The sequence below is a fragment of the Bradyrhizobium sp. 4 genome, assembly GCF_023100905.1.
Lineage (GTDB): Bacteria > Pseudomonadota > Alphaproteobacteria > Rhizobiales > Xanthobacteraceae > Bradyrhizobium.
Genome location: NZ_CP064686.1, coordinates 7,439,827 through 7,464,080 on the forward strand (window position 1 = coordinate 7,439,827; position 24,254 = coordinate 7,464,080).

Sequence of the window (24,254 nt, forward strand, 5' to 3'; positions counted from 1 at the left end):
TTCCGGATAATTTCTTGCGGACTATACCGACAGAAACAGCGCGAACGATTCTTCCACCGTTCGGCGCAGATGCTTTTGGTACAGTTCGTGGTCGGCATCGCCGGGCGCGACCCGCCCCAGTGAGGGCTTCGCGAAGTTTCGAAGCGGCACATAGGCGATCGGCGCTGCGATCGGCGTCAGCTGCGAGCCGGGGCCGGCGCGGAGTGTCGAGATGATCCCGTACATTTCGCCGGCGACCGTCGGCCGCGACACCGTGATCACGCGATGCTGGCCGTGCTTGATGATGACGAGATAGATGAAGCCGGACTGATGCGGCACGGCGACCTCGCCGGTGTGTTCATAGGCGGCATCGGTCCGTTCCCCCTCGCGGAACACCAGTGCAGAGACTTTCGGCTCCCAGACGATCTCGGTGCGGTAGGCGAAGATCGCGTCCTTGTCGCCGAACGACGGTCGCAACGTGATGTAGACGTCCTCGAGCCAGGTCACCGCGCGATGTGCATAGGAGCCGAGGCTGTCGGGCGCGACATCGCTTGCGGCCGGAGGCGTCACCACGACGGCGCTTCTGCGCAGGGAAACGCCCAGCGCCTGCTCCAGCCGCACCGTGGTCGCCAGGGTGAACGGCCGTCGGCCGCCGAGCACCTTCTCGAGAGTCGACAGGCTGAGCTTGGCCTGCTCGGCCAGCGCCTGCCGGGAGATCCGGCGTCTGGCGAGCTCCTCGCGAATGGTCTCCGCAATCTCGCGACTCTGCTCGTCCGAAAGCTGCTTGTCGGTGAATTTGTCCTGCGTCTGCATCGTGGCCCTGCTCCAGGATGACATCCTAGCAGGGCGGACAAACCAGCACAAAACCGCACTTCGCCCCCCGGCGGCGGCCCGTGCGGGCCGGCCGCGACGGATCATTGCCGATCATTCTGCTCGCGCAATCGGGCCGTCCCGGCGGATGCTCATAGCCAGCAAACATCCTCGGAGCAGGCAAAATGGATACCTACGACACGATGGACAGCAACGAACACCCTTGGCTGGGCAGACTGATCGTGGTCGGACTTTTCCTTCTAGCGCAGGGCATCGCGGTGATGCTGGTCGCCTTCGTGGCGCTGCTGGTGAGCTTGGAGCCGGGCTGGTCGGCTACGACGGAGCAGGCCAGCCTGCTCCAGCCCGGCGATGCCAAATCCGGGTCTCTTCTCCTCAAGGAGGACGGCGCCTACACGGAAGCGATCCGCCTCGGCATCGACGTCGACATCACGGTATCAGGCCCGACGCTGCGCGCCCGCGTCACCCAGATCTTCCGCAATCCGACCAAGGATTGGGTCGAGGCGACCTATGTCTATCCGCTCCCCGCCGGCGGTGCCGTCGATTCGCTGAAGATGGTGGTCGGCAACCGCGTCATCGTGGGCGACATCAAGGAGCGGCAGCAGGCGCGCGTGATCTACGAAGAGGCGCGCCGGGCCGGCCAGAAGGCCGCGCTCACCGAACAGGAACGGCCGAACATCTTCACCAACTCGGTCGCCAATATCGGTCCCGGAGAAACCGTGTTGGTGCAGATCGAATATCAGGAACCGGTGCACCAATCCGGCAACGAATATTCGCTGCGCCTGCCGCTGGTAGTGGGGCCGCGCTACAATCCGGCGCCGATCGTCCAGAACGTCGATTTCCGCAACGACGGTTCCGGCTGGGGCGCGACGAATTCGGACCCGGTGCCGGACCGCGACCGCATCTCGTCGCCCGTGCTGGATCCCGCCCGGAATGCGCCGGTCAATCCGACCAGCATCACGGTGCGCCTGAACGCCGGCTTTGCGCTCGGCGAGGTCAAGAGCCTCCACCATAATTTCAAGGTCGAGAGCCCGGACAATACGACGCGAATTGTCACGCTTGCCGACGGTGCCGTGCCTGCCGACCGCGATTTTGAACTGACCTGGAAGCCGGCTGCCGTGAAGGCGCCGTCGGTCGGCTTGTTCCGCGAGCGCGTCGGCGACGCCGATTATCTGCTCGCCTTCGTCACCCCGCCCCCCGCCGAGCAGGCGACGCAGAAGCCACGGCCGCGCGAGGTGGTGTTCGTGATCGACAATTCCGGCTCGATGGGCGGCACGTCGATCGTTCAGGCCAAGGCGAGCCTCACCTACGCGCTCTCCCGTCTCCAGCCGTCCGACCGTTTCAACGTCATCCGTTTCGACGACACCATGGACGTGCTGTTTCCGGCTTCCGTGGCGGCGGATGCCGAGCGTGTCGGTGAAGCCACCTCGTTCGTCAGCGCGCTGCAGGCGCGTGGCGGCACCGAGATGGTGCCGGCGATGCGGGCCGCTCTGACCGACAAACTCGGCGACGCCAGCATGGTTCGCCAGGTCGTATTCCTGACCGATGGTGCGATCGGCAACGAGCAGCAATTGTTCGAAACGATCACGGCGATGCGCGGCCGCTCGCGCGTGTTCATGGTCGGCATCGGGTCGGCGCCCAACACCTATCTGATGACGCGCGCCGCTGAGCTCGGCCGCGGTGCCTTCACCCATATCGGCTCCGTCGAGCAGGTCGAGGAGCGCATGCGGGGCCTGTTTGCCAAGCTCGAGAACCCGGCCGTGACCGGGCTGAGCGCCAAGTTCTCCGAAGCCAAGGCCGACGTCACACCGACGATCATTCCCGACGTCTATCGCGACGAGCCGCTGGTGCTGGCGGCAAAGCTCGACACGCTGGCGGGCTCGGTCGAGATCAAGGGCCGCGTCGGCGACCGCCCATGGTCGGTGACGCTGCCGCTGCAAAATGCGGCCGAAGGCAAAGGCCTGTCGAAGCTTTGGGCCAAGCGCAAGATCAATGATGCCGAAGTGGCGCGCACCCTGCGCGAGATGACGCCCGAAGACTCCGACAAGGCGATCCTGGCACTGGCACTCGACCATCAGATCGTCACCCGGCTCACCAGCCTCGTCGCGGTCGACAAGACGCCGAGCCGTCCCGAAGGCGAGCCGCTCAAGCCCAGCGAGTTGCCGATCAACCTGCCGGCCGGTTGGGATTTCGCGAAGGTCTTTGGCGAACGACAGCAGGTCCCGGCGCAGCTCCGCGAGCGTCACGCCGATGCTCGCAACCAGCCGGCCACGAGGCGGCCGACGCCCGCTGCACCGGATACGATCCGCCTGCCCAAGACCGCGACCTCAGCCGAGCTGAAAATGACCGCAGGCCTGATCCTGATCGTGCTCGCCCTGTTCCTGTTCGTGTTCAACCGGCGTCAGACCTTGCTCACTGACGCCGCTTGAGAGAGGAGTCCCCCGAACTCCTCTGTTAGCGCGCGCGGCTACCCGTCTCACACCAACGGCCGCGCGCGCCTTTTTTGAACACGCCGCCTCAACCGAATTCGTCATTGCGAGCGAAGCGAAGCAATCCAGAAATCCCTCCAGGGAGGCAGTCTGGATTGCTTCGTCGCTTCGCTCCTCGCAATGACGGGAAGATGTGCCATGCCCCGCTTCATCTCTCCCCTGGTTCTCGCTCTGATCGGCGTCATCCTGTTCGGCGACGGCGCCTACATCCATGCCAAAGCGTGGCTCGCGCAGGTGCTGCTGGAGCGCGCGTTCGACCGGAGCGTTGCGACCGGCGAGATGGTCAAGCCATGGTCATGGGCCGATACCTGGCCGGTCGCGCGGATCGAGGTGAGGCGGATCGGCGCCAGCGCGATCGTGCTGGAAGGTACCAGCGGCCAGGCGCTTGCTTTTGGACCCGGCCATATCCTTCAAACGGCTGATGCGGGCGAGCGCGGAATTGCCGCATATGCAGCGCATCGCGACACTCATTTCCGTTTCCTACGGAATGTTGCCATTGGTGATGTGATCGATGTCACACGCAGTGACGGTAAACACTTTCGCTATCGCGCGGATTCCTCCGCTGTGGTTCGCTTCGATGCGTCGGGCATCGATGCTGCGGTACGGGATGTCGAACTCGTGCTCGCGACCTGCTGGCCGTTCGACGCCATCACGTCCGGCCCCGAGCGCTACATCCTGCATGCCACCTTGATCAGAGCCGATGAATAGCGGTTCGCAATCGGTTCCGTCCAAGAGCACACGCTTGATGGAACCGCTGAACTGGCGTCGTTGGCCAGAGACCTATAAGAATAGCGGATTGAATATTTTGCGCTGCATTGCGAGAAGAACGGGGATGGACGAGGAGTTCAGGCATCGTCTCGAACAGCTCGAAAATCGCGTCGCGCTCCTGGAGAGGAATCAGGATCTCATTGCCGCCGGGCAAAGACGTTCCTCGCTTCGGAGCCTCTGGCGGCGTCCGCCGATGTGGACCTTCGAGCAATATCCGCCGCGCCTGCTCAACCTGCCGACTTTCCCGCCTGCACCTGCGATCGATCCACGTGCGCCCCGTATCGCGATGGTCACGCCGAGCTACAACCAGGCGCAATATCTCGGCGCCACGATCGACAGCATAGTCAGTCAGAACTATCCGAACCTGTATTATCACGTGCAGGACGGCGCCTCGATCGACGGCACGCTCGATCTCCTGCAGAGCCGCGGCGAAAGCCTGAGCTGGAAGAGCGAACCGGACAAGGGGCAGTCCAGCGCCATCAATGTCGGCTTCGCCGGCACCGACAGCGAGATCATGGCCTATCTCAACAGCGACGACATGCTGCTGCCCGGGACACTTGCATATGTCGCAAATTACTTCATGGCCCATCCGCATATCGACATCGTCTACGGCCACCGCATCTTCATCGATCGTGAGGGACTCGAGGTTGGCCGCGCCGTGCTGCCGCCCCATGACGGCAAGGCGTTGCGATATGCCGACTACATTCCGCAGGAGACGATGTTCTGGCGAAAGCGCGTGTGGGACAGGATCGGGCCGATCGACGAGAGCTTGCACTACGCGATGGACTGGGACTTCATCCTGCGAGCGCAGGCCGCAGGATTCAAATTCGCACGCTTGCCGCGATTTCTCGCCTGCTTCCGAATCCATGATGCACAAAAGACGGCCTCTACTTATGCGGTCGGCGTCAGGGAAATGGGCATCCTGCGGCGGCGCGGTCTCGGCTTCGATCCGACACAGATGCAGATCCGGCGCGCCATCGCTCCTTATCTGGCGAAGCAGTTGGCCTATCACTACGCCTACAAGCTCGGCATGCTGAGATATTGAACGACCGCGCAAGCAGTGATCCGAGGATGTCGATCTCCAGGGCTTGACGCGCGCTCATTCCACCGCACGGCATACCCGCCCACGTGGTTGCCAGTCCGAAGAACTCGCCATAGAACAGAGCGACGCACCGCCAACAAGAACAACAGGTGAGGTCACACCATGGAAGCTCGCGTATCTGCCGCATCCGCTTCATCGCGCCCATGGTCTCCGCCGCCCGATGCCAGCGACATCGTCAAGGGCATCCACGCCATGCTGCATCCGCGCAACATCGTGTTGGTAGGCGCGACCGACAAGCCCGGCAACTATGCCGAGCGCATCTGGAACAATCTGGTCAAATACGGCTACGAAGGCGGGCTCTATCCGGTCAATGCCAAACGCGACACCGTCTGGGGTGTCCCCTGCTACAAGGACTTTGCAAGCCTCCCGGAAAAGCCCGACCACGTGCTGGTGCTGGTCCCGGCGCGCTTTGCCGTGCAGGTGATCCGCGATGCCGCCGCGGCCGGCGCGCGCTCGGCCACCATCGTCACCTCGGGCTTCAGCGAGTTGCAGGACGAGGAAAGCCAGAAGCTCGCCGCCGAACTGCAAGCGGCCGTGCGCGAGACGGGATTGGCGGTCACCGGCCCGAACTGCCTCGGCAATTTGAGCGCCGGCGAAAAGCTCTTCACCAATATCGACGACCGTATCGTCACCATGGAACAGGGCGCGGTGGCGATTGCCGGACAATCCGGTGCCATCGTCATGGCGATCCGCCAGGCCCTGGAAGATCGCGGCGTCGGGGTCGGCTACATGGTGACGACCGGCAACGAGGCCGGGCTCGAGACGCCGGACCTGATGCGCTATTTCGCCGAGGATCCGAGCATCAAGGTGATCGTGGTGTACCTCGAAGGCGTGCGCAACACCAAGGCATTCCGGGACGCCTGCAAGGCGGCCCGCGCCGCGAGCAAACCGGTGATCGCGCTCAAGCTCGGGGCGTCCGAGGGTGGCCGCGCGGCGGCGATGGCACACACCGGCGCGCTCGCGGGCTCGATCGAGACATTCGATGCCATTGCAACGCGCGAAGGCGTCATCAGGGTCGGCGGGCTCGACGAACTGATCGAGACCACCGAATGCTTCGTCCACGCCGCTGTGCCCAGGGGCGACCGGCTCGCTGCAGTGACGCTATCCGGCGGCAAGCGCGGCATGCTGATCGACGCCTTCGATGCAGAAGGCCTGAATTTTGCACCGCTCAGCTCGCACGTCGGTTCGGAGCTGGCAAAGATGCTCGGGCCGGGCTCGATCGTCGGCAACCCGCTCGACGCTGGCTTTGCCGCGGTGGTCGATCCCTCCGTCTACATGAAAACGATCGGACTCATGATCGACGACCCCGATATCGACATCGTCATCATCGATGCCGAGCTGCCGAAAGCGCCGCACGAGCTGCGCGAGCGCAATCTGCGCATCGTCGACGAGATGGCGAGCCGGGCCGGCAAGCCGGTGATCTATATCAGCGCGATGTCGATCGGCTTTACCGAGTTCACCAAGAGCTTGCGCAAATCGCTGCCGCATCTTGCGGTCATGCAGGGCATGGATCGCGCGGTGACTGCGATCAAGTCGCTGCTCGACTACGCCAAGCTGCGCAAGGAAGTGCCCGACATCGTCTCCAGCTCGAAGCCCGCCGCGCGTGCCGTGCTGGAGAAGGCGCTGAAATCGGCAACCGGCGCCGCGCTCGACGAGGTCGCCTCGAAGAAGCTCTTGAAGGCCTATAGCATCCCGATCTCGAAGGAGGCAATCGCACAGACGGCAGCCGAGGCCGTGAAGATTGCCAAGCAGATCGGCTTCCCAGTCGTGGCCAAAGTCGTCAGCGCCGAGATCCTGCACAAATCAGATATCGGCGGCGTGGTGCTGAATCTCACCAGCGCGGCCGAGGTGAAGAAGGCGTTCGCCGACATCACCGCGCGGGTGAACAAGTTGAAGGGCAAGCCGAATCTCGACGGCATCCTGATCGCGCAACAGGTCAAGGCCGATCTGGAACTCGTGGTCGGCGCCTCCCTCGATGCCGAGATGGGCCCGGTCGTGCTGTTCGGCACCGGCGGCATCGACATCGAGCTGATGAAGGACGTCGCGCTCGCCGGTGCGCCGCTGGACGAGGACGAGGCGCGGCTTCTGATCGGCCGCACCAAGGCCGGTATCAAGATGCGCGGCTATCGGGGCAAGCCGGCCTTGCATGAGGCCTCCGCGGTGAAGGCCCTAGTCGGCCTCTCCAACCTGATCGCGGATGCTGGTGACCGGATCGCCTCGATCGACGTCAATCCCTTCCTGATCAATGCCAAAACAGGCCTCGCCGTCGATGCCCTGATCGTGCTGAACAATGCTGCGGCCAAGCGCGCCGCTGGGCATTGATGTCGCTGAGGGCGGATCGTCGTTGCGCTTCCGCCTTCGCTCTTCGAGCAACACCGGATAAGTCGTTAACCCGCCAAGCCTAACATTGCCGCCGACAGCCTCTTCCGGGCTGCTTCCAACTTCCCCGTTTTGGCCGTAAAATCACCCCGGCATGGCACGCGCGAGCAATCTGGTGATCGGAACGGCGACGCTGGCGGTGATCGCCGTGGCGTTCGGCGGCGTGCTCGGCGTGCAGAAATGGCGCACCCTCCAAAGCCGCAGCCAGTTGCGCGTGGTATTCGAGGGCGGCTCCGCCAGCGGATTGCGCCGCGGCGGGCCGGTCAATTTCGACGGTGTTCCCGCAGGCCAGATCGTGTCGATCAAGCTGGACAATCCGCGCAAGGTCGTGGCGCTGGTGATGCTCGACAATACCGCGCCGATCCGCAAGGACACGGTCGCGGGCATCGAGTTTCAGGGTCTCACCGGCGTCGCCGCGGTCTCGCTGATCGGCGGCGCGCCCTCGGCGCCGCCAGTGCCGCTGGACTCGGACGGCGTCCCCGTGCTGACCGCCGATCTCAGCGACGCCGAATCCATCGTCGACACCCTTCATAGTGTCGACCTCACCATCGTCAGCAACGCCCCGGCGATCAAGGAGGGCCTGCGCACGTTCGAGAACTACACCGCCGATCTCCGGAGCAAGGGCGGCGAAATCGATTCCGTCATGGCCAAGGTCGACAGCGCCTTCGCGGGCTTCGACAAGGCGGTCACAAAGATCGAAGGCGTAGTGCCCGGCTTTGCCGACGGCAAGGCGGATGAACTGTTCGAAAAGATCCAGGGATTGCACGAACTCGCCGATACCATGAGGAAGAAATCGGCGAACTTCCTCGAAGACATCCGTCGCTCGCTGCTCGACGTCAGCGAGGCCGCCAACAAGATGAGCGGGACACCCACACCGGCCGCCGCTCCCCGCCCGCCGCGCAAGCCGGCGCAGCAGAAACGGTAGCGCCTACCAGGCGTAGCGGACGACGCCCTTGCCGGCGTAAGAGCGGGTGACATTCGAGAACTCCCCCTCGAAAGTCGCCGACGCAGACCAGCCGTTCATCCAGCTCATCTGCACTGCCGCTGTGGTCAGCGCGGAATCGTGCGCCTGGGCGGCGCCGTTCACCACGAACGCGGATCCCGGCAACGTCTGGAAGACCGCACCGACGGTGCGATCCGGATTGTAGTCATGTGCCCAGGCGACGCGGCCGCGTAGGGTCATCAGGCCGCCGGCTGCGGCGAATGACCTGTCCGCGCGCAGGCCGAGCTCGGTGCGGGTGCTGGTCGCGTCCTTGGCGGCATAATTCAGCGCGAAGACGTTGCTGCCGACCACAGCGAACTCCGAATAGCTCGGAAGACTGAACACGGTGGCCTGGAGCGCCGCATAGGGCGTGAGGCCGATCCACTGCGAGGCATAGCGATAGCCGCCCTCGATACGGCCCGAGAGCGCGTTGGCGCTGAACTGCGCACGCAACTGGTCGACGCCGGCGGCGGTGACGATGCGGTTGGTCGTGACGTCCTGCCAGCCATAGGCCAGCGCGGCCGTTATGTAGGCCGGTCCTGCGTTGTGACGCACGAAGGCGCCGGCCTGGAACAGGTCGGAGCGACCCCAGCCGAGTCCGTTGACGTTGAAGCCGGTCGCCCCGCCCGCGAGCGCGAAGCCGGCGATCGTGGACGGCGAGAAGCGGTAGTCGAGGCCGACGGCGGTGCCGTAGACGCTGCTGCTGGTGTTGTTTGAGCCGAGGCCGGCATTGCCGTCGGTGGTCTGCGAGCCACCATAGCCGGCCGCCCACACGTCCCAGCGTTGTTCGAAACTCGTCGGCGGCGTCTTGCTATGGATCGAGGCAAGAGCGTCGCGCGTGTTCCTGTCGCGTGTGCCCTTGCCGGTCGCCGCATACGCATTCGCGCTCGTCTCGTCGGCGAAGGGCGTCGCACCCGGCGTCCCGTTGCGCCCCGCGCCAAACACGTCGGTGAGCAGGCTGAGGAACAGGTTCATCGCGTTGAAGGTCGTCTGCTGCGTGCCCGTCGCCGACTCGCCGGAGGCCTGTGTCAGCCCCGTCGGCGAGAGATTCGCGAGAGCCACGGGGAGGCTGCCGGTTCGATTGAAGACGCTCGTCAGGGCGTTGGCGACATTCTGCTGATTGACGTTGAGACCTGTACCGTAGTTTAGCGAGAGATCCAGAAAGACGTTGTTGGGATCGTAGCTGAGGCTGGCCTTCAGGTTCGAAGACAGACCCGCGACGACCGGATTGAATTTGTCGGGAAGCGTCGTCGAAGTGAGGATCGTGTAGTGCTTCGCGATCGAGCCGGTCGGGACGACTGTGACCGTGGCCCCATTGAGCGTGGAGGTCCCCGTGGCGACCGCGATGCCGTTGCTCGTACCTGAGACCTGCACCATGTACGTCGACGCCGTCGTGAAGGTGAGATCGCCGTTCACGTTGAGCGTTCCGGTCGGGTTGCCCGGCGACAGCGTGCCCCCATTGACGTTGATGGTGTTGACGCTGCCGACTCCGCCGAATGTACCACCGGTCGCGACGCTTATATTGCCATTGATGGTGCCGACCAGCGTGAGCGTGCCGCCCAGCACATTCCAGTCCTGATTGCCCGTGCCGGTCACCGTCCAGTTCGAATTGTCGACCTTGTTGAAGGTCGAGAAGCCGTCATACTGGAGAAGGGGGCCGATCAGGTCGAGGTTGAACGTATCCTTGCCGATGCCGCCGAGCTGGAAGGTGTCGGCGCCAGTGCCGAGCACCAGGCCATTGATGATGCTGCCGGGTCCGAGCGTCAGTGTGTTGGGGCCGCAGACACAAAACTCGATTGCAGCAATTCCGGCCCCAGCGTTGATGGTCCCCGAGTTGAAGACGTTGGCCCCGCCGTTCGCGCTGATGCCGACACCGCCAGCACCGACGGTAATGGTGCCGGTATTGACGATCTGGTTTGTCGTTGTGAACGAGCTCACGTCGATGCCTAAGCCGGAATCGCCGACCGTGATCGTACCGCCGTTGATGATGGTGTTGGAATCACCGAGGGCTACGATGCCCTCGGCGAAATCGGCCCCTGTGATCCGTCCATTGTTGCTGATCGTGGAGGACAGGCCCGTAAACGCGATGCCCGCAGCGCCCAGACCCACGCCGATCGTCCCGTTCTGGTTGATCGCGGCCCGATTGCCCTGCACCGCAATGCCGGCGGACGTGCCGTCGCCCGATTTGATCGAACCACTATTGGTCACCTTTGCGTCATCACCGAACAAGGCGATGCCGACGCCAAAGTCGCTCGCCGTGATGGCGCCGAAATTGCTGACGGTTTGAAAATTACCTTGCATAAAGATGCCAGCGGCACTCTGCCCGACCGAGATCCTGCCGCTGGCCGCGTTGGTGACGGTGTTGTTATCCATGATCGCAACGATGCCGCCGGAGAAGCCGGAGGAATCGCCGACCTTGATCGCGCCTGCATTGGTCACGGTCGTGCCACCGAACGAAGCGTAAATCCCGATTGAATCGTCAAGGCCGGTGATCGTGCCCGTCGCGGCGTTGGTGATCGTGTTGCTCTGGACCGCGAAGATGCCCGCGCCCGACGCGCCGATGGACAGCGCACCGCTGTTGCTAACGCTATTGTTGTTTCCTACCGAGATCGCGCTGCCGTGGTCGCCGGTGGTGACGGTCCCGGCATTGACAATGATGTTGTGATCGAGCGCGGAGATACCGAGGCCGTTATCAAGCACCGTGATGGCGCCGTTGTTGGTCACGGTGTTCGAATTGCCGCCATTGATGCCGGTGAGGCCCGAGCCCGCCGACACCGTGCCGTTGTTGGTGATGACGTTGGTGTCATTGACGTTGATCGCCGCCGTGCCGTTATCGTTGACGCTAGCGCCAGTCAGCACATTTACGGTCAGATTGGTGACGCCGCCGCCTGCCGCAAAGCCGTCGGCATCGGTGCCGCTACAGGTGACGGTTTGCCCGCTTGCCGCAGGGTCGGGCGCGCAGTCCGCCTGCGCAGGTATCGCCGATAGGCCGAGGCTGAGAACGACCACCACGACAGACGAAGCGACGGCGGCAAGGCGCAGCCCAATCCGACCAGCCGTCGGCGGCCCAAATTCCACTTTGATGCCCTCAGTCCAGCGCTCCTCAGCGGCGCCGCCGGCAAACTAGGCCGCCGGGCCCCTCCGTGGAACTACGGAATCGGTGGAATCGCTGGGGGGCAGCAAAACCGGACTGATTGAGCTGACCATGTTGCACCAGAGGCACGCTTTTCCGGCGCAGCCTGGTCGATCCACGAGGTGTGTGTGTGCGGTTCGGTCGCAGTATTGACCGTCGTTCACATCAATGACTGATCATCTGGGGCGGCGTCGCGTCCCAACGGGAGCGAGCGGCACGCCTTCACACACTGGTTTGGGCAACGGCTCAGTAATTGGTGGGCGCGGCTTCATTCGGGATGCCGTCGATCGGGCATTCGGCGGTCCCGGGCGTCGCGCGCGTCATCGCCTCGACCATGTCCCTTGTGCCCTCGGGATCGGCAATCCAGTTCTTGTAGAAATCATAGGGGCAGGCCGCGACGCCCCGCGGGCTTTCGCCGGAACTGATCATGCCGGTGTAACCGCGATGGACCAGCTTGTAGAGATGGTTCTGCGACTGGCCGTTGCGGCGCGCATCGCGGATCAGATGCTTCGACAACTGGGCATATTGGATGCCGTAGTCCTCCTCGCCGCACTCGCCGAGGGTGCGGCCGTCGAAGCCGATGATCGCGGAGTGACCGAAGTAGGAATAGACCCCGTCGAAGCCGGCAGCGTTGGCGACCGCGACATAGACGTTGTTGGCCCACGCCATCGCCTTTGAAATCAGGATCTGCTGCTCCTTGGCCGGATACATGTAGCCTTGGCAGCGTACGATCAGCTCGGCCCCCTTCATGGCGCAGTCGCGCCAGATCTCGGGGAAGTTGCCGTCGTCGCAGATGATCAGGCTGACCTTCATCCCCTTCGGGCCGTCGGAGACATAGGTGCAATTGCCGGGGTACCAGCCCTCGATCGGCACCCATGGCATGATCTTGCGATACTTCTGCACGATCTCACCCTTGTCGTTCATCAGGATCAGGGTGTTGTAGGGCGCCTTGTGCGGATGCTCTTCGTGGCGTTCGCCCGTGAGCGAGAACACGCCCCAGACCTTGGCCTTGCGGCAGGCCTCGGCGAAGATCGCGGTCTCCTCACCCGGTACCGCGCAAGCGGTCTCATACATCTCCGTGGAATCGTACATGATGCCCTGGGTGGAGTATTCCGGGAAAATCACCAGATCCATGCCGGGAAGGCCGGTCTTCATGCCCACCACCATGTCGGCGATCTTGCGGGCGTTATCGAGCACCTCGGCCTTGGTGTGCAGGCGGGGCATCTTGTAGTTGACCACCGCGACGCCGACGGTGTCGTTGCTGCTGGAGATGTCACCGTGAAGCATTTGAATTGCTCCTCTACCCTGTTTGAGATTGCCGCGTGAATCAGTGACTGATCATCCAGGGCCGCGCGGTCGGAAAACCCTTGGCGCCGCTCCTGGTCTTGCTCACCAGCCGCGCCGGCTTTTTCTTGTCCGGCGCGTTCTTTGACGAATTCTTGCCCGTGGAGCAGCAGCCGCAACCGGGACCGTGCGAGGCTTTGTATTGCGCCAGCGTCTGCGGCGCGTGGGTGCTGCGCTCGTTGACGGCGTGAGCTTTTCGTTTTTCCGACGGCATGCAGAAGAAGTTCGGGGCGGTCAGAATGACGCGCGGCGCCATGATTTCACATTGCGGACAGACCTGCGGATCGTCGCATTCGGCCATCGGGCGCATATCCTTGAACGGACCGCAATCGTCACAGAGATATTCATAGAGCGGCATCGCATCATCCCTACGCTGTTGTCTGTGAGAGAACTGCCGCGGCGGATGCGGGGCAGCAGCTACGCCGTCCCGCATGCCGTCGCGCAGGGATTACTTGTCCGGCGATATCGGCATCTGGATATCGCCCTTGATGTGCTTGATCGGACCCGCCGAGGACGGCATCACGTCGAAGTCGAAGATTTCCGTCGGCAGCCATAGTGTGGCGCAGGCATTCGGCACGTCGACCACGCCGGAGATGTGGCCCTGAACCGGTGCGGTGCCAAGGATCGAATAGGCCTGGGCACCGGAGTAGCCGAACTTCTTCAGATATTCGATCGCATTCAGGCAGGCCTGGCGATAGGCGATGGTGACATCGAGATAGTGCTGCTTGCCGGCCTCGTCGACCGAGATGCCTTCGAAGATCAGATAGTCCTTGTAGTTCGGTGTGATCGGCGACGGCTTGAAGATCGGATTCTTGACGCCGTACTTCGCCATGCCGTCCTTGATCACCTCGACCTTCAGATGCAGCCAGCCGGCCATCTCGATCGCGCCGCAGAAGGTGATCTCGCCGTCGCCCTGGCTGAAGTGCAGATCGCCCATTGAGAGACCGGCACCCGGCACGTAGACCGGGAAGTAGATCTTCGAGCCGCGCGAGAGGTCCTTGATGTCGCAATTGCCGCCATGCTCACGCGGCGGCACGGTACGTGCGCCTTCAGCGCCGATCTTGTCCTTGACGTCACCCTTGGCGCGGCCGCCATGAGCGGTCGGCGCGAATGGCGGGTTCGCCAGTCCAGGCACGCGGGTCGGGTTGGTCGCGATCAGTTCGGCCTCGCGCTTGTTCCAGGTGTCCAGCATCTTCGGATCGGGCAGACAGCCGATCAAGCCGGGATGGATCAGGCCGGCGAAGTTGACGCCCGGAATATGCCGCGACGAGGTGTAGAGGCCCTTGATGTCCCAGATCGACTTCTGCGCCAGCGGGAAATGGTCGGTGAGGAAGCCGCCGCCATTCTGCTTGGAGAAGAAGCCGTTGAAGCCCCACATGCTCTCCTTCATCGGACCGACATCGAGCAGGTCGACGACGAGCAGGTCGCCGGGCTCGGCGCCCTTGACGCCGATCGGGCCGGAGAGGAAGTGCACGATCGACAGATCGATGTCGCGCACGTCGTCGGCGGAATCGTTGTTCTTGATGAAACCGCCGGTCCAGTCATAGGTCTCGATGATGAAATCGTCGCCGGGATTGACCCAGGCTACGATCGGAATGTCGGGGTGCCAGCGGTTATGCACCATGTCATTTTCATAGGCCGACTTGGTGAGATCGACCTTGATCAGTGTCTCTGGCATCGAGATGCTCCCCTTTTATACGGTTGGTTAGACGGACAGATATTTCGAGACCTGCGCGGCATCGACGGCGTCGCGCGGATCGTCACGGACGATCTCGCCGTTCTCGATCACCAGCACACGGTCGGCGATATCGAGCGCGAAGCTCAGGACCTGCTCGGACACGACGATCGAAAGCCCCTTCTCGTCGCGGATACGCTTGAGCGTGCGCGCCATCTCCTTGATGATCGACGGCTGGATACCTTCGGTCGGCTCGTCCAGCAGCAGCACTTTTGGCTTGGTCGCCAGCGCGCGAGCGATCGCGAGTTGTTGCTGCTGGCCGCCGGAGAGATTGCCGCCACGGCGGTCCTTCATCTCCAGCAGCACCGGAAACAGTTCGTAGATGTCGCCGGGCACCTCGGTTCCGCCGGAGACCACGAGGCCGGTCTCGATGTTCTCCTTCACCGTCATGGTGGAGAAGATCATGCGGCCCTGCGGCACGTAGGCGAGGCCCTTGGCGACGCGCGCGTAGCTCGGCAAGGCACCGAGCTCGGCGCCCTCCATGGTCACCGAGCCGCTCTTCGTAGGCAAAATGCCCATCAGCGATTTCATCAGCGTGGTCTTGCCCATGCCGTTGCGGCCCATGATCGCCACGATCTCGTTGGGCGCGACCTTGACGTTGAGACCGTGCAGCACCTCGCTCTGGCCATAGGCGACGTGAAGATCAGAAATAGCCAGCATCGTCGCGCTCCTTAGTGACCGAGATAAACTTCGACGACCTTGGGATCGTTCTTCACCTTCTCCATGGTCCCTTCCGAGAGGATCTGGCCCTGGTGAAGCACGGTGACCTTGTGCGCGATGTCCTCGACGAACTTCATGTCGTGCTCGATGACGAGCACCGAGCGGTTCTTGATGATGCGGTTGAGCAACTCGGCGGTCTTGGTGCGCTCGGACACGCTCATCCCGGCGACGGGCTCGTCGAGCATCAGCAGGTCCGGATCCTGGATCAGCAGCATGCCGATTTCGAGCCATTGCTTCTGGCCGTGGCTGAGCTCGGATGCATAGGTGTTGAGCTTGTCCTTGAGGAAGATCATCTCGGCGACCTCTCCGACGCGTGACCTCACCGGCTGGTCACGCTGGAAAGTGAGTGAGCCGAATACGGTGCGGCCGCGCGGAAACGAGATCTCGAGATTCTCGAACACGGTGAGGTCTTCGAACACCGACGGCGTCTGGAACTTGCGGCCGACGCCGGCCTTGACGATCTCGTTCTCCTTCAGCTTGGTCAGCTCGGTACCGCGAAACTGGATCGAGCCTTCGGTCGCCTTGGTCTTGCCGCAGATCAGGTCGAGCACCGTGGTCTTGCCGGCTCCATTGGGGCCGATGATGACGCGGATCTCGTTCTCCTCGATGTAAAACGAGAGATCGTTGACCGCCTTGAAGCCGTCGAAGGAAACCGTCAGTCCGGAGACCGCGAGCAGGAATTCCTTCGGCTGATGACCGACGAGCATGATCTATCTCCTCACTGCCAGCTTGGCATCGGCATCGTGATGACCGACGAGCATGATGGTCTCCTCACTCTGCGGGTGCGCCGTCGGCAACCGAATTGTCGGTCCAGCCCGGCTTCTTGCGCGAGGCGAACAGGCGGTCGATGCGCGGCTGCACATAGTCGGCCCAGAGCCCCGACAGGCCGTTCGGGAAAGCGAGCACGACCGCGATGAACAGCGCGCCGAGACCAAACAGCCAGAGTTGCGGAAAGGATTCCGACAGGCTGGTCTTGGCGAAGTTCACCAGAATGGCCCCCCATATCGCGCCAAAGATCGACATCCGTCCGCCGACCGCGGTGTAGATCACCATCTCGATCGACGGCACGATGCCGACAAAGGACGGCGACATGAAACCGACATTGAGCGCGAACATGGCCCCGCCGATCGCGGCGAAAACCGCGGCCATACAGAACGCAAAGATCTTGAAGTTGGCGACGCTGTAGCCGGAGAAGCGGACGCGGTCTTCCTGTTCGCGCATAGCCACCAGGATGCGGCCGAGCTTGGTCAGGCGGATGAACTGCGCGATGCCGATGCAGGCGAACAGCAGCACCACTTCGACGAAGTACAGGATGACCTTGGCGTGGTCGGGACGGATGTCCCAGCCCTTCAGGGTGCGCAGGTCGGTCATGCCGTTGATGCCGCCGGTGTAGCCCTGCTGGCCCACGATCAGGATGGTGAGGATGGCCGCCACCGCCTGGGTGATGATGGCAAAGTAGGTGCCGCCGACGCGGCGCTTGAACATTGCAGTGCCGATGATCAGCGCGAAGATGCCGGGGACCAGGATGATGGCGAGGATGGTGAAGGCGAGACTGTGAAACGGCTGCCAGAACAGCGGCAGTGACGTGATCTGATTCCAGTCCATGAAGTCCGGGATGCCTGGCGTCGACTGGATCTTGGTATTCTCGACGCTGGAGGCCTCCAGCTTGAGGAACATCGCCATGCAATAGCCGCCGAGGCCGAAGAACACGCCCTGCCCCAGACTGAGAATGCCGCCGTAACCCCAGCACAGCACCAGACCGAGCGCGACGAAGGCGTAGGTCAGATATTTCGCGACGAGGTTGAGACGGAACACATCCAGCGAGAGCGGCAGGATCACGAACAGCACAGCGGCGAGCACGAGGAAGCCCATGAGCTCGGATCGATTGAAGAAGCGTGAGTTGATGACCATGACTTGCCTGCTTCTTGTTATTTGCGGACCTTGAGGGCGAAGAGACCCTGCGGCCGCAGCATCAGGATTCCAACAACGGCAAGCAGCGTCAGCACCTTGGCCATCGAGCCCGACAGGAAGAACTCGAGGGTTGATTGGGTCTGCGAGATCGAGAAGGCCGATGCGATGGTGCCGAGCAGGCTTGCCGCGCCCCCGAACACGACCACGAGGAACGTATCGACGATGTAGAGCTGTCCGGAGGTCGGCCCGGTCGAGCCGATCATCGTGAAGGCGCTCCCGGCGACACCGGCAATGCCGCAGCCGAGGCCGAAAGTGTAGCGATCCACCTTTTCGGTGTTGATGCCGACGGCTCCGGCCATGATGCGGTTCTGCACGACGGCGCGCACCTGCCGGCCCCAGCGCGATTTGTACATTACGTAGGCGACGCCCACGGTGATCAGGACGGTGAGGCACATCACGAAGACGCCGTTGATCGGCACTTCGATGCTGTCGGTCACGTGCAGCGAGCCAAGCATCCATTGCGGCAGCTCGACGCCGACCTCGCGCGCGCCGAACACGGAGCGATAGGCCTGTTGCAGGATCAGGCTGAGGCCCCAGGTCGCAAGCAGCGTGTCGAGCGGGCGCTTGTAGAGGTGCCGTATCAGCACCCATTCCACCAGCATCCCCAACGCACCGGATGCGACAAAGGCCAGGATCATCGCGAGGAAGAAGTAGCCGCTGAACAGGCTCGGCAAATAGGACTGGAAGAAGCTCGAGGTCATCCAGGTGACGTAGGCCCCAAGGATCATGAACTCGCCATGGGCCATGTTGATGACGCCCATCTGGCCGAAGATGATCGCAAGTCCCAGCGCCATCAAGACGTAGACGGAGAACAGGATCAGTCCTGCAAAGCCCTGCATGACGAAGATGGAGCCAAGGTCACCAAGCGAGTAGTCGCCGAACATCGATGTCCTCCGTCGGGAAAGGGTCCCGCGTCGCGAGCAGGTTCGCGACGCGGGGGTCTTGGGCGTGGATTTGCGGTCCACGCCAGGGAGAGGTTTTGTCTGAAAGGGAGACGGCGACGAACGCCGTGACTGACTGATAGCTCTCGTCTTACTGGTAGCCCTTGGGGAACGGATCCGGCTCGACCAGATCAGCGGTCTCGTAGATCAGTTCGAACTGGCCATCGAGCTTGGCGCGTCCCACCCGGGTCTTCGACCAGAGGTGATGATTTTCGTGGATGCGCACATAGCCTTCCGGAGCGCCCTTGAACTCGATGCCTGGCGATGCCGCCGCGATCTTGTCGATGTCGAAGGAGCCCGCCTTCTCCACCGTCAACTTCCAAAGCCAAGGGCCGAGATAGGCAGCCTGGGTGACGTCTCCGATCACGGTCTTCTCGCCCCACATTTTCTTGAACGCCGGGACGAAGGTCTTGTTGTTCGGATTGTCGAGCGACTGGAAGTACTTCATGCAGGCATAGGCACCCGCGATGTTCTCGCCGCCGATGCCGTCGATCTCGTCTTCCGTCACCGAGATCGTCAGCAGCGCCTGCTTGGAGAGATCAATACCGGCCGCCTTGAGCTGCTTGTAGAACGCGACGTTCGAACCGCCGACCACGTCGGTGAAGATCACGTCTGGCTTGGTCAGCTTGATCTTGTTGATGACCGAATTGAACTGGGTGTTGCCGAGCGGATAATACTCTTCGCCGACGACCTTGCCCTTCAGCACGTTCTCGACATGCTTGCGCGCGATCTTGTTCGAGGTGCGCGGCCAGATGTAGTCAGAGCCGATGAAGAAGAACGACTTCGCACCCTTCTCCTTGGCGATCCAGTTCAGGCCGGCGAGGATCTGCTGAGTGGCTTCCTGGCCGGTATAGATCACGTTCTTGGACTGCTCGAGACCTTCGTAGAAGGTCGGGTAGTAGAGCATGCCGTTGTACTGCTCCATGACGGGCAGCACGGCCTTTCGGGACGCCGAGGTCCAGCAGCCCATGATCGCCGCGACCTTGTCGTTGACCAGCAATTTCTTGGCCTTTTCGGCAAAGGTCGGCCAGTCGCTGGCGCCGTCTTCCTGGATGAACTTGATCTTGCGCCCGAGCACGCCGCCCATGGCATTGATCTGCTCGATGGCGAGCTTTTCGGCCTCGATCGAGCCGGTCTCGGAGATCGCCATGGTGCCGGTCGCCGAATGCAGGATGCCGACCGTCACCTCGGTGTCGGTAACCGCGAGGCCCGTTGTATTGACCGCCGAGGTCGCCGGGGCCTGCGCAAAAGATGCTCGCGGCAGCATGGTGATGGCCGGCACGGCCGCCATTCCCATCAATAATTTGCGCCGGAGCGGCGATAACAGGCCCTTGTTCGCTTCGTCTGACATGAGCACCCCACTGTTGTTCGAGGACACGCGATTGGTGCCGTGAGGATGGCTCGAATTTGTGCACTGCAAGCATACGCAAGATCGCGTATACTGCACCGCAAAATGACGACGTAGGCTTTTGGTACGGGTTTTGCGAGGGGTCCGGCGCGTTCGGGAGTAGGAGTGGGGCTGAAGTGGCAGGGCGGCAGCGAATAGATCGCGTCAGGCGCCAGTACAACCAATGGGTCGCCAACCAGACGCTGGAAGACTACGCGCTGCGCTTCACCGCCAAGAGCGCGCGCCGGTGGTCCGCCGCCCGCGTCGCCAACACTGCACTGGGCGCCATCTCCTTTCTCGCGCTGGAGGCGATCGGCGGCACCATCACCCTGAACTACGGCGTTACCAACGCCACCGCCGCGATCCTCGTCGTCTCCACCATCATCTTCTGCTGCGGCGTCCCGATTGCCTATTATGCCGCCAAATGCGGCATCGACATTGACCTGCTTACCCGCGGCGCCGGCTTTGGCTATATCGGCTCGACCGTCACCTCGCTGATCTACGCCTCCTTCACCTTCATCTTCTTCGCCATCGAAGCGGTAATCCTGGCGACCGCGCTCGAGATGTGCTTCGGCATTCCGCGCCCGATCGGGTACCTCATCAGCGCGGTCGCGATCATCCCGCTTGTCACCTACGGCATCACGCTAATCAGCCGGTTCCAGCTCTGGACGCAGCCGATCTGGATCATCCTGCACATCCTGCCCTTCGCGGCGATCGCCTGGGCCAACCCTTACTCGTTCACGGAGTGGCGCAAATTCGCCGGCGAGCACGGCGACCCCAGCGGACATTTCGATCTGCTGCTGTTTGGTGTCGCATCCTCCGTGGTGTTTTCGCTGGTGGCCCAGATCGGCGAGCAGGTCGATTTCCTCAGGTTTCTGCCACGCGACCGCCGCACGTCGCGAACGTCGTGGTGGGCCGCCCTTCTGATCGCCGGCCCCGGCTGGATCATCTTCGGCGCGCTGAAACTGCTGCTGGGCTCGTTTCTCGCCTTCTTCGCGCTGAGCCACGGCCTCTCCAGCGAGCTGGCGGCCGAGCCTGCGCACATGTATCTCGAAGCGTTTCGCTACGTGCTGTCGCAGCCGGACATGGCCTTGGCACTCACCGGCGCGTTCGTGATCCTGTCGCAGCTCAAGATCAACGTTACCAACGCCTATGCAGGCTCGATCGCCTGGTCGAACTTCTTCTCGCGTCTGACGCATAGCCATCCGGGCCGGGTCGTCTGGCTGGTGTTCAACGTGATGGTGGCGTTGCTGCTGATGGAGATCGGCGTCTACAAGGCGCTGGAGCAGACGCTCGCGCTCTACTCCAATGTCGCGATCGCCTGGGTTGGCGCGCTGGTGTCCGATCTCGTGGTCAACAAGCCGCTCGGCCTGCGCCCACCGCAGATGGAGTTCAAGCGCGCCCATCTCTACGATATCAACCCGGTCGGCGTCGGCGCGATGACGATCGCGACCATCGTCTCGATCGCGGCATTCTACGGCCTGTTCGGCTCGACCATGAAAGCGCTCGCGGCCTTCGTCGCACTGACGGTCGCCTTCGTCACCGCGCCCGTCATCGCCTGGCTCACCGACGGAAAATACTACATCGCGCGCAAGCCGAAGAGGAGCTGGGCCAATATCGAATCGATCCAGTGCTGTATCTGCGAGCACCATTTCGAGCCGGAGGACATGACCTCCTGTCCTGCCTATGCCGGCCCGATCTGCTCGCTATGCTGCTCGCTCGACGCGCGCTGCCACGATTTGTGCAAACCGCATGCGCGCGCGCAGGTGCAGTTCGCCGACGCGCTCGCCAGGATCTTGCCGCAGGCGATCTATCAGCGGATCAACTCGCAGTTCGGCCATTACATCGGGGTGTTCGTGGTCTCCGCGGGCCTCGTCGCGCTGGTACTGGGGCTGATCTACCTCCAGACCTCGGTCAGCGTGCCCGGCGAGAACATGCTCGTCTCCAACGTGCTCTGGAAGGTGTTCTTCTCGCTCAGCATCATCATCGGCGTGGTCGCCTGGCTGTTCGTGCTGGCGCAGCAGAGCCGACGGGCCGCCGAGGCCGAGACCCGGCGCCAGACCACGCTGCTGATCCAGGAGATCGACGCGCACAAGCGCACCGACGCCGAGCTCCAGCGCGCCAAGGAAATCGCCGAATCCGCCAACCTCGCCAAGAGCCGCTACGTGGTGGGCCTGAGCCACGAGCTGCGCTCGCCGCTGAATGCTATCAGCGGCTATGCCCAACTCCTGGAGCAGGACACCACGCTCAACACCAAGCCGCGCGACCAGGTCCGCGTCGTCCGCCGCAGCGCCGATCACCTCTCCGGCCTGATCGACGGCATTCTGGACATCTCCAAGATCGAGGCGGGGCGGCTGTACCTGTCGCGCGACGAGGTGCGCCTGACCGAGTTCCTCGACCAGCTCGTCGGCATGTTCCGCCTTCAGGCCGCCGCCAAGAGCATCGACTTCGTGTTCAGGCGGCCGGCGCATTTGCCGGTCGTGGTCTATGCCGACGAGAAGCGGCTGCGCCAGGTGCTGATCAATCTGCTGTCCAACGCGATCAAATTCACCCAGGCCGGCAGCGTGCAGTTCGTGGTGCACTATCGCAGCCCGGTCGCGGAATTCGAGGTGATCGACACCGGCCCCGGCATCCAGGGCGACGATCTCGAACGCATCTTCGCACCCTTTGAACGCGGTGCGCTCGGTGTCTCGCAGCCGCAGACCGGCACCGGGCTGGGCCTGACCATCAGCCGGCTGCTCGCCGGCGTCATGGGCGGCGACATCAAGGTCTCGAGCACGGTCGGCAGCGGCAGCACGTTCAAGGTCAAGATGCTGCTCTCGGAAGTCACCAATCCGCAGCGTATTGCGCCGGTGGAGGCCCCAATCTCAGGCTATCACGGCGCGCGCAAGACCATCCTCATCACCGACGACGATCCCGTGCATCGCGACCTCCTGCGCGAGGTGTTGACACCACTCGGCTTCATCCTGCTCAGCGCGCCCGACGGCCCCGGCTGCCTGGCGCTGGCCCAACACTGCCGGCCCGATCTGTTCCTGCTCGACATCTCCATGCCGGGCATGGACGGCTGGACGGTCGCGGAGACGCTACGCGCCAACGGCCACCATCAGGCGCGCATCCTGATGGTGTCTGCCAGCGCGCTCGAGGCCCACGGCACACCGCTGGCACAGCCTTTCCACGATGGCTATCTGATGAAGCCGATCGACATTCCCAGGCTTTTGGAAAGCATCCGCCAGCTTCTCAAGGTCGAATGGCAATACGGCTCGGAGGAGATCGCCGTGCCGCTGTGGCGGCCGGAGAGCGGCTCGCGACCGCCGGTACAACACATCGAGGCGCTGATCGGGCTCGGTCAGATCGGCTACGTCAAGGCTATCCAGTTGAAGCTGGACGAGATCGGCAGCGAGCACCCTGAACATGCCGACTTCGTCGCGGAAATGCGGTCGCTGATCGACCGCTTCGATCTCGACCAGTACATGGCCACATTGAAGACGTTGCATGCGTATGAGCACTGAGTCGAAAAAGCGCGACGTCGCGCTCGTTGTCGACGACTCCCCGGAGACGCTGCGGCTGCTTACCGACGCGCTCGACAGCGCAGGGATGACGGTGATGGTGGCGCTCGACGGCGCAGCCGCGATGCGCATCGTCGACCAGATCACGCCTGACATCGTGCTGCTCGACGCGGTGATGCCGGGCATGGACGGGTTCGAGACCTGCCGCCGCCTCAAGCGTGATGCGGGCCTTGCCAATGTCCCGGTGATCTTCATGACGGGGCTCGCCGAGACCGAGCACATCGTGCGCGGGCTGGAGGCCGGCGGCGTCGACTACGTGACCAAGCCGATCGTGATCGAGGAGATGCTGGCGCGCATCCGCGTTCATCTCGGCAACGCGCGGATGACGCAGAGCGCGCGCGCCGCGCTCGACGTCTCCGGCCGATTCTTGTTCGCGGTCAACCGCCAGGGCAAATTGTTGTGGGCGACCCCGCAGGCGCAAAAGCTGCTGGCGGACCACCACGGCGCGCAGGCCGAGGACGACTTCATCCTGCCAGTACCATTGCTGCAATGGCTGGAGCAGGCGAAGGGCAAGGGCAGCTCGAAGTCTCAGGCGGCTTCCTTGCCCGACAATCCTCAGCTCCGCCTGTACTACATGGGCGAGACCGCGCCGAACGAGTTCCTGCTGCGGCTCTCCAGGGAATCCGGCACCGCGCCGCCACCCGAGTTCACCAGCGAGCTTGGCCTCACCACCCGCGAAGGCGAGGTGCTGGCCTGGCTCAGCAAGGGCAAAACCAACCGCGACATCGCGCAGATTTTGGGCCTGAGCCCGCGCACAGTCGACAAGCATCTCGAGCAGATCTACTCCAAGCTCGGCGTCGAGAACCGGACTGCCGCTGCGGCGATTGCGACGAATGCGACAAGAAGGAATTCGTAGTTTTGCTGCGAATGAATTGGGACACTCCTCGCCCAACAAAAGATGTCGTCCCGGCCTAGTGCGCAATTGCGCAC

At 63.0% G+C, this 24,254-nt stretch carries 17 protein-coding genes; 7 read left to right on the forward strand and 10 right to left on the reverse strand.

The window, feature by feature from the left end; translation table 11 throughout:
* Positions 1-21: 21 nt before the first annotated feature.
* Positions 22-792: a helix-turn-helix transcriptional regulator gene (locus IVB45_RS35660; RefSeq protein ID WP_247357543.1), complete on the reverse strand. Its 771-nt coding sequence runs from the start codon at positions 790-792 to the stop codon at positions 22-24.
* A gap of 182 nt (positions 793-974) precedes the next feature.
* Here IVB45_RS35660 and IVB45_RS35665 point away from each other — a divergent pair, with 182 nt between their 5' ends.
* The 5 genes from IVB45_RS35665 to IVB45_RS35685 all read left to right on the forward strand — a co-directional run bounded on the left by IVB45_RS35665 (position 975) and on the right by IVB45_RS35685 (position 8,470).
* Positions 975-3,236 (forward strand): marine proteobacterial sortase target protein, encoded by a 2,262-nt coding sequence (locus IVB45_RS35665; RefSeq protein WP_247357542.1) that lies wholly within the window; start codon positions 975-977, stop codon positions 3,234-3,236.
* Positions 3,237-3,434: 198 nt separating this feature from the next.
* Positions 3,435-4,004, forward strand: coding sequence for a class GN sortase (locus tag IVB45_RS35670; RefSeq protein ID WP_247357541.1), 570 nt, complete (start codon positions 3,435-3,437; stop codon positions 4,002-4,004).
* 124 nt (positions 4,005-4,128) lie between these two features.
* Complete coding sequence (locus IVB45_RS35675) at positions 4,129-5,109, forward strand: glycosyltransferase family 2 protein (RefSeq protein ID WP_247357540.1); 981 nt, start codon at positions 4,129-4,131, stop codon at positions 5,107-5,109.
* A 159-nt stretch (positions 5,110-5,268) separates the two neighbouring features.
* A complete protein-coding gene (locus IVB45_RS35680) occupies positions 5,269-7,488 on the forward strand; it encodes an acetate--CoA ligase family protein (protein ID WP_247357539.1) in 2,220 nt (739 codons plus the stop codon).
* A gap of 151 nt (positions 7,489-7,639) precedes the next feature.
* On the forward strand, positions 7,640-8,470 hold the full coding sequence (locus tag IVB45_RS35685; RefSeq protein ID WP_247357538.1) for an MlaD family protein: 831 nt from the start codon (positions 7,640-7,642) through the stop codon (positions 8,468-8,470).
* A 3-nt stretch (positions 8,471-8,473) separates the two neighbouring features.
* Here the strand turns inward: IVB45_RS35685 and IVB45_RS35690 are convergent, their stop codons facing one another.
* The 9 genes from IVB45_RS35690 to urtA all read right to left on the reverse strand — a co-directional run bounded on the left by IVB45_RS35690 (position 8,474) and on the right by urtA (position 19,722).
* Positions 8,474-11,605 carry an autotransporter domain-containing protein gene (locus IVB45_RS35690; protein WP_247357537.1) on the reverse strand — a complete coding sequence of 1,044 codons (3,132 nt, stop codon included), beginning with the start codon at positions 11,603-11,605 and terminating at the stop codon, positions 8,474-8,476.
* Positions 11,606-11,906: 301 nt separating this feature from the next.
* Positions 11,907-12,947, reverse strand: coding sequence for an aliphatic amidase (locus tag IVB45_RS35695; RefSeq protein WP_247357536.1), 1,041 nt, complete (start codon positions 12,945-12,947; stop codon positions 11,907-11,909).
* Between the two features lie 40 nt (positions 12,948-12,987).
* Positions 12,988-13,362, reverse strand: a complete 375-nt coding sequence (locus tag IVB45_RS35700) for a zinc ribbon domain-containing protein (protein WP_247357535.1) — start codon at positions 13,360-13,362, stop codon at positions 12,988-12,990.
* A gap of 90 nt (positions 13,363-13,452) precedes the next feature.
* Positions 13,453-14,682, reverse strand: a complete 1,230-nt coding sequence (gene fmdA / locus IVB45_RS35705) for a formamidase (RefSeq protein ID WP_007615916.1) — start codon at positions 14,680-14,682, stop codon at positions 13,453-13,455.
* Positions 14,683-14,709: 27 nt separating this feature from the next.
* Positions 14,710-15,399, reverse strand: coding sequence for an urea ABC transporter ATP-binding subunit UrtE (gene urtE, locus IVB45_RS35710; RefSeq protein WP_027565997.1), 690 nt, complete (start codon positions 15,397-15,399; stop codon positions 14,710-14,712).
* Between the two features lie 11 nt (positions 15,400-15,410).
* Entirely contained in the window at positions 15,411-16,166 is a 756-nt protein-coding gene (gene urtD, locus IVB45_RS35715) for an urea ABC transporter ATP-binding protein UrtD (RefSeq protein ID WP_247357534.1), read from the reverse strand.
* Between the two features lie 64 nt (positions 16,167-16,230).
* Positions 16,231-17,370 carry an urea ABC transporter permease subunit UrtC gene (urtC, locus tag IVB45_RS35720; protein ID WP_027565999.1) on the reverse strand — a complete coding sequence of 380 codons (1,140 nt, stop codon included), beginning with the start codon at positions 17,368-17,370 and terminating at the stop codon, positions 16,231-16,233.
* Between the two features lie 17 nt (positions 17,371-17,387).
* Entirely contained in the window at positions 17,388-18,314 is a 927-nt protein-coding gene (gene urtB, locus IVB45_RS35725; protein ID WP_018455942.1) for an urea ABC transporter permease subunit UrtB, read from the reverse strand.
* A gap of 148 nt (positions 18,315-18,462) precedes the next feature.
* Positions 18,463-19,722: an urea ABC transporter substrate-binding protein gene (urtA, locus tag IVB45_RS35730; protein ID WP_018455941.1), complete on the reverse strand. Its 1,260-nt coding sequence runs from the start codon at positions 19,720-19,722 to the stop codon at positions 18,463-18,465.
* Positions 19,723-19,895: 173 nt separating this feature from the next.
* Here urtA and IVB45_RS35735 point away from each other — a divergent pair, with 173 nt between their 5' ends.
* Both IVB45_RS35735 and IVB45_RS35740 read left to right on the forward strand, forming a co-directional pair.
* Positions 19,896-23,267, forward strand: coding sequence for an ATP-binding protein (locus IVB45_RS35735; RefSeq protein WP_247357533.1), 3,372 nt, complete (start codon positions 19,896-19,898; stop codon positions 23,265-23,267).
* Positions 23,251-24,180: a response regulator transcription factor gene (locus IVB45_RS35740; protein ID WP_247357532.1), complete on the forward strand. Its 930-nt coding sequence runs from the start codon at positions 23,251-23,253 to the stop codon at positions 24,178-24,180. Before IVB45_RS35735 ends, IVB45_RS35740 begins: the two co-directional genes overlap by 17 nt.
* Positions 24,181-24,254: the final 74 nt, after the last annotated feature.

Excerpts from the sequence above, each read along its gene's own strand:
- urtB (WP_018455942.1), bottom strand. The coding sequence starts at position 18,314 with ATGTTCGGCGACTACTCGCTTGGTGACCTTGGCTCCATCTTCGTCATG.
- IVB45_RS35685 (WP_247357538.1), top strand. The coding sequence starts at position 7,640 with ATGGCACGCGCGAGCAATCTGGTGATCGGAACGGCGACGCTGGCGGTG.
- IVB45_RS35675 (WP_247357540.1), top strand. The coding sequence starts at position 4,129 with ATGGACGAGGAGTTCAGGCATCGTCTCGAACAGCTCGAAAATCGCGTC.
- urtD (WP_247357534.1), bottom strand. The coding sequence starts at position 16,166 with ATGCTCGTCGGTCATCAGCCGAAGGAATTCCTGCTCGCGGTCTCCGGA.
- urtA (WP_018455941.1), bottom strand. The coding sequence starts at position 19,722 with ATGTCAGACGAAGCGAACAAGGGCCTGTTATCGCCGCTCCGGCGCAAA.
- urtC (WP_027565999.1), bottom strand. The coding sequence starts at position 17,370 with ATGGTCATCAACTCACGCTTCTTCAATCGATCCGAGCTCATGGGCTTC.
- IVB45_RS35670 (WP_247357541.1), top strand. The coding sequence starts at position 3,435 with ATGCCCCGCTTCATCTCTCCCCTGGTTCTCGCTCTGATCGGCGTCATC.
- IVB45_RS35680 (WP_247357539.1), top strand. The coding sequence starts at position 5,269 with ATGGAAGCTCGCGTATCTGCCGCATCCGCTTCATCGCGCCCATGGTCT.
- IVB45_RS35695 (WP_247357536.1), bottom strand. The coding sequence starts at position 12,947 with ATGCTTCACGGTGACATCTCCAGCAGCAACGACACCGTCGGCGTCGCG.
- IVB45_RS35700 (WP_247357535.1), bottom strand. The coding sequence starts at position 13,362 with ATGCCGCTCTATGAATATCTCTGTGACGATTGCGGTCCGTTCAAGGAT.
- urtE (WP_027565997.1), bottom strand. The coding sequence starts at position 15,399 with ATGCTGGCTATTTCTGATCTTCACGTCGCCTATGGCCAGAGCGAGGTG.
- IVB45_RS35665 (WP_247357542.1), top strand. The coding sequence starts at position 975 with ATGGATACCTACGACACGATGGACAGCAACGAACACCCTTGGCTGGGC.
- IVB45_RS35740 (WP_247357532.1), top strand. The coding sequence starts at position 23,251 with ATGCGTATGAGCACTGAGTCGAAAAAGCGCGACGTCGCGCTCGTTGTC.
- IVB45_RS35660 (WP_247357543.1), bottom strand. The coding sequence starts at position 792 with ATGCAGACGCAGGACAAATTCACCGACAAGCAGCTTTCGGACGAGCAG.
- fmdA (WP_007615916.1), bottom strand. The coding sequence starts at position 14,682 with ATGCCAGAGACACTGATCAAGGTCGATCTCACCAAGTCGGCCTATGAA.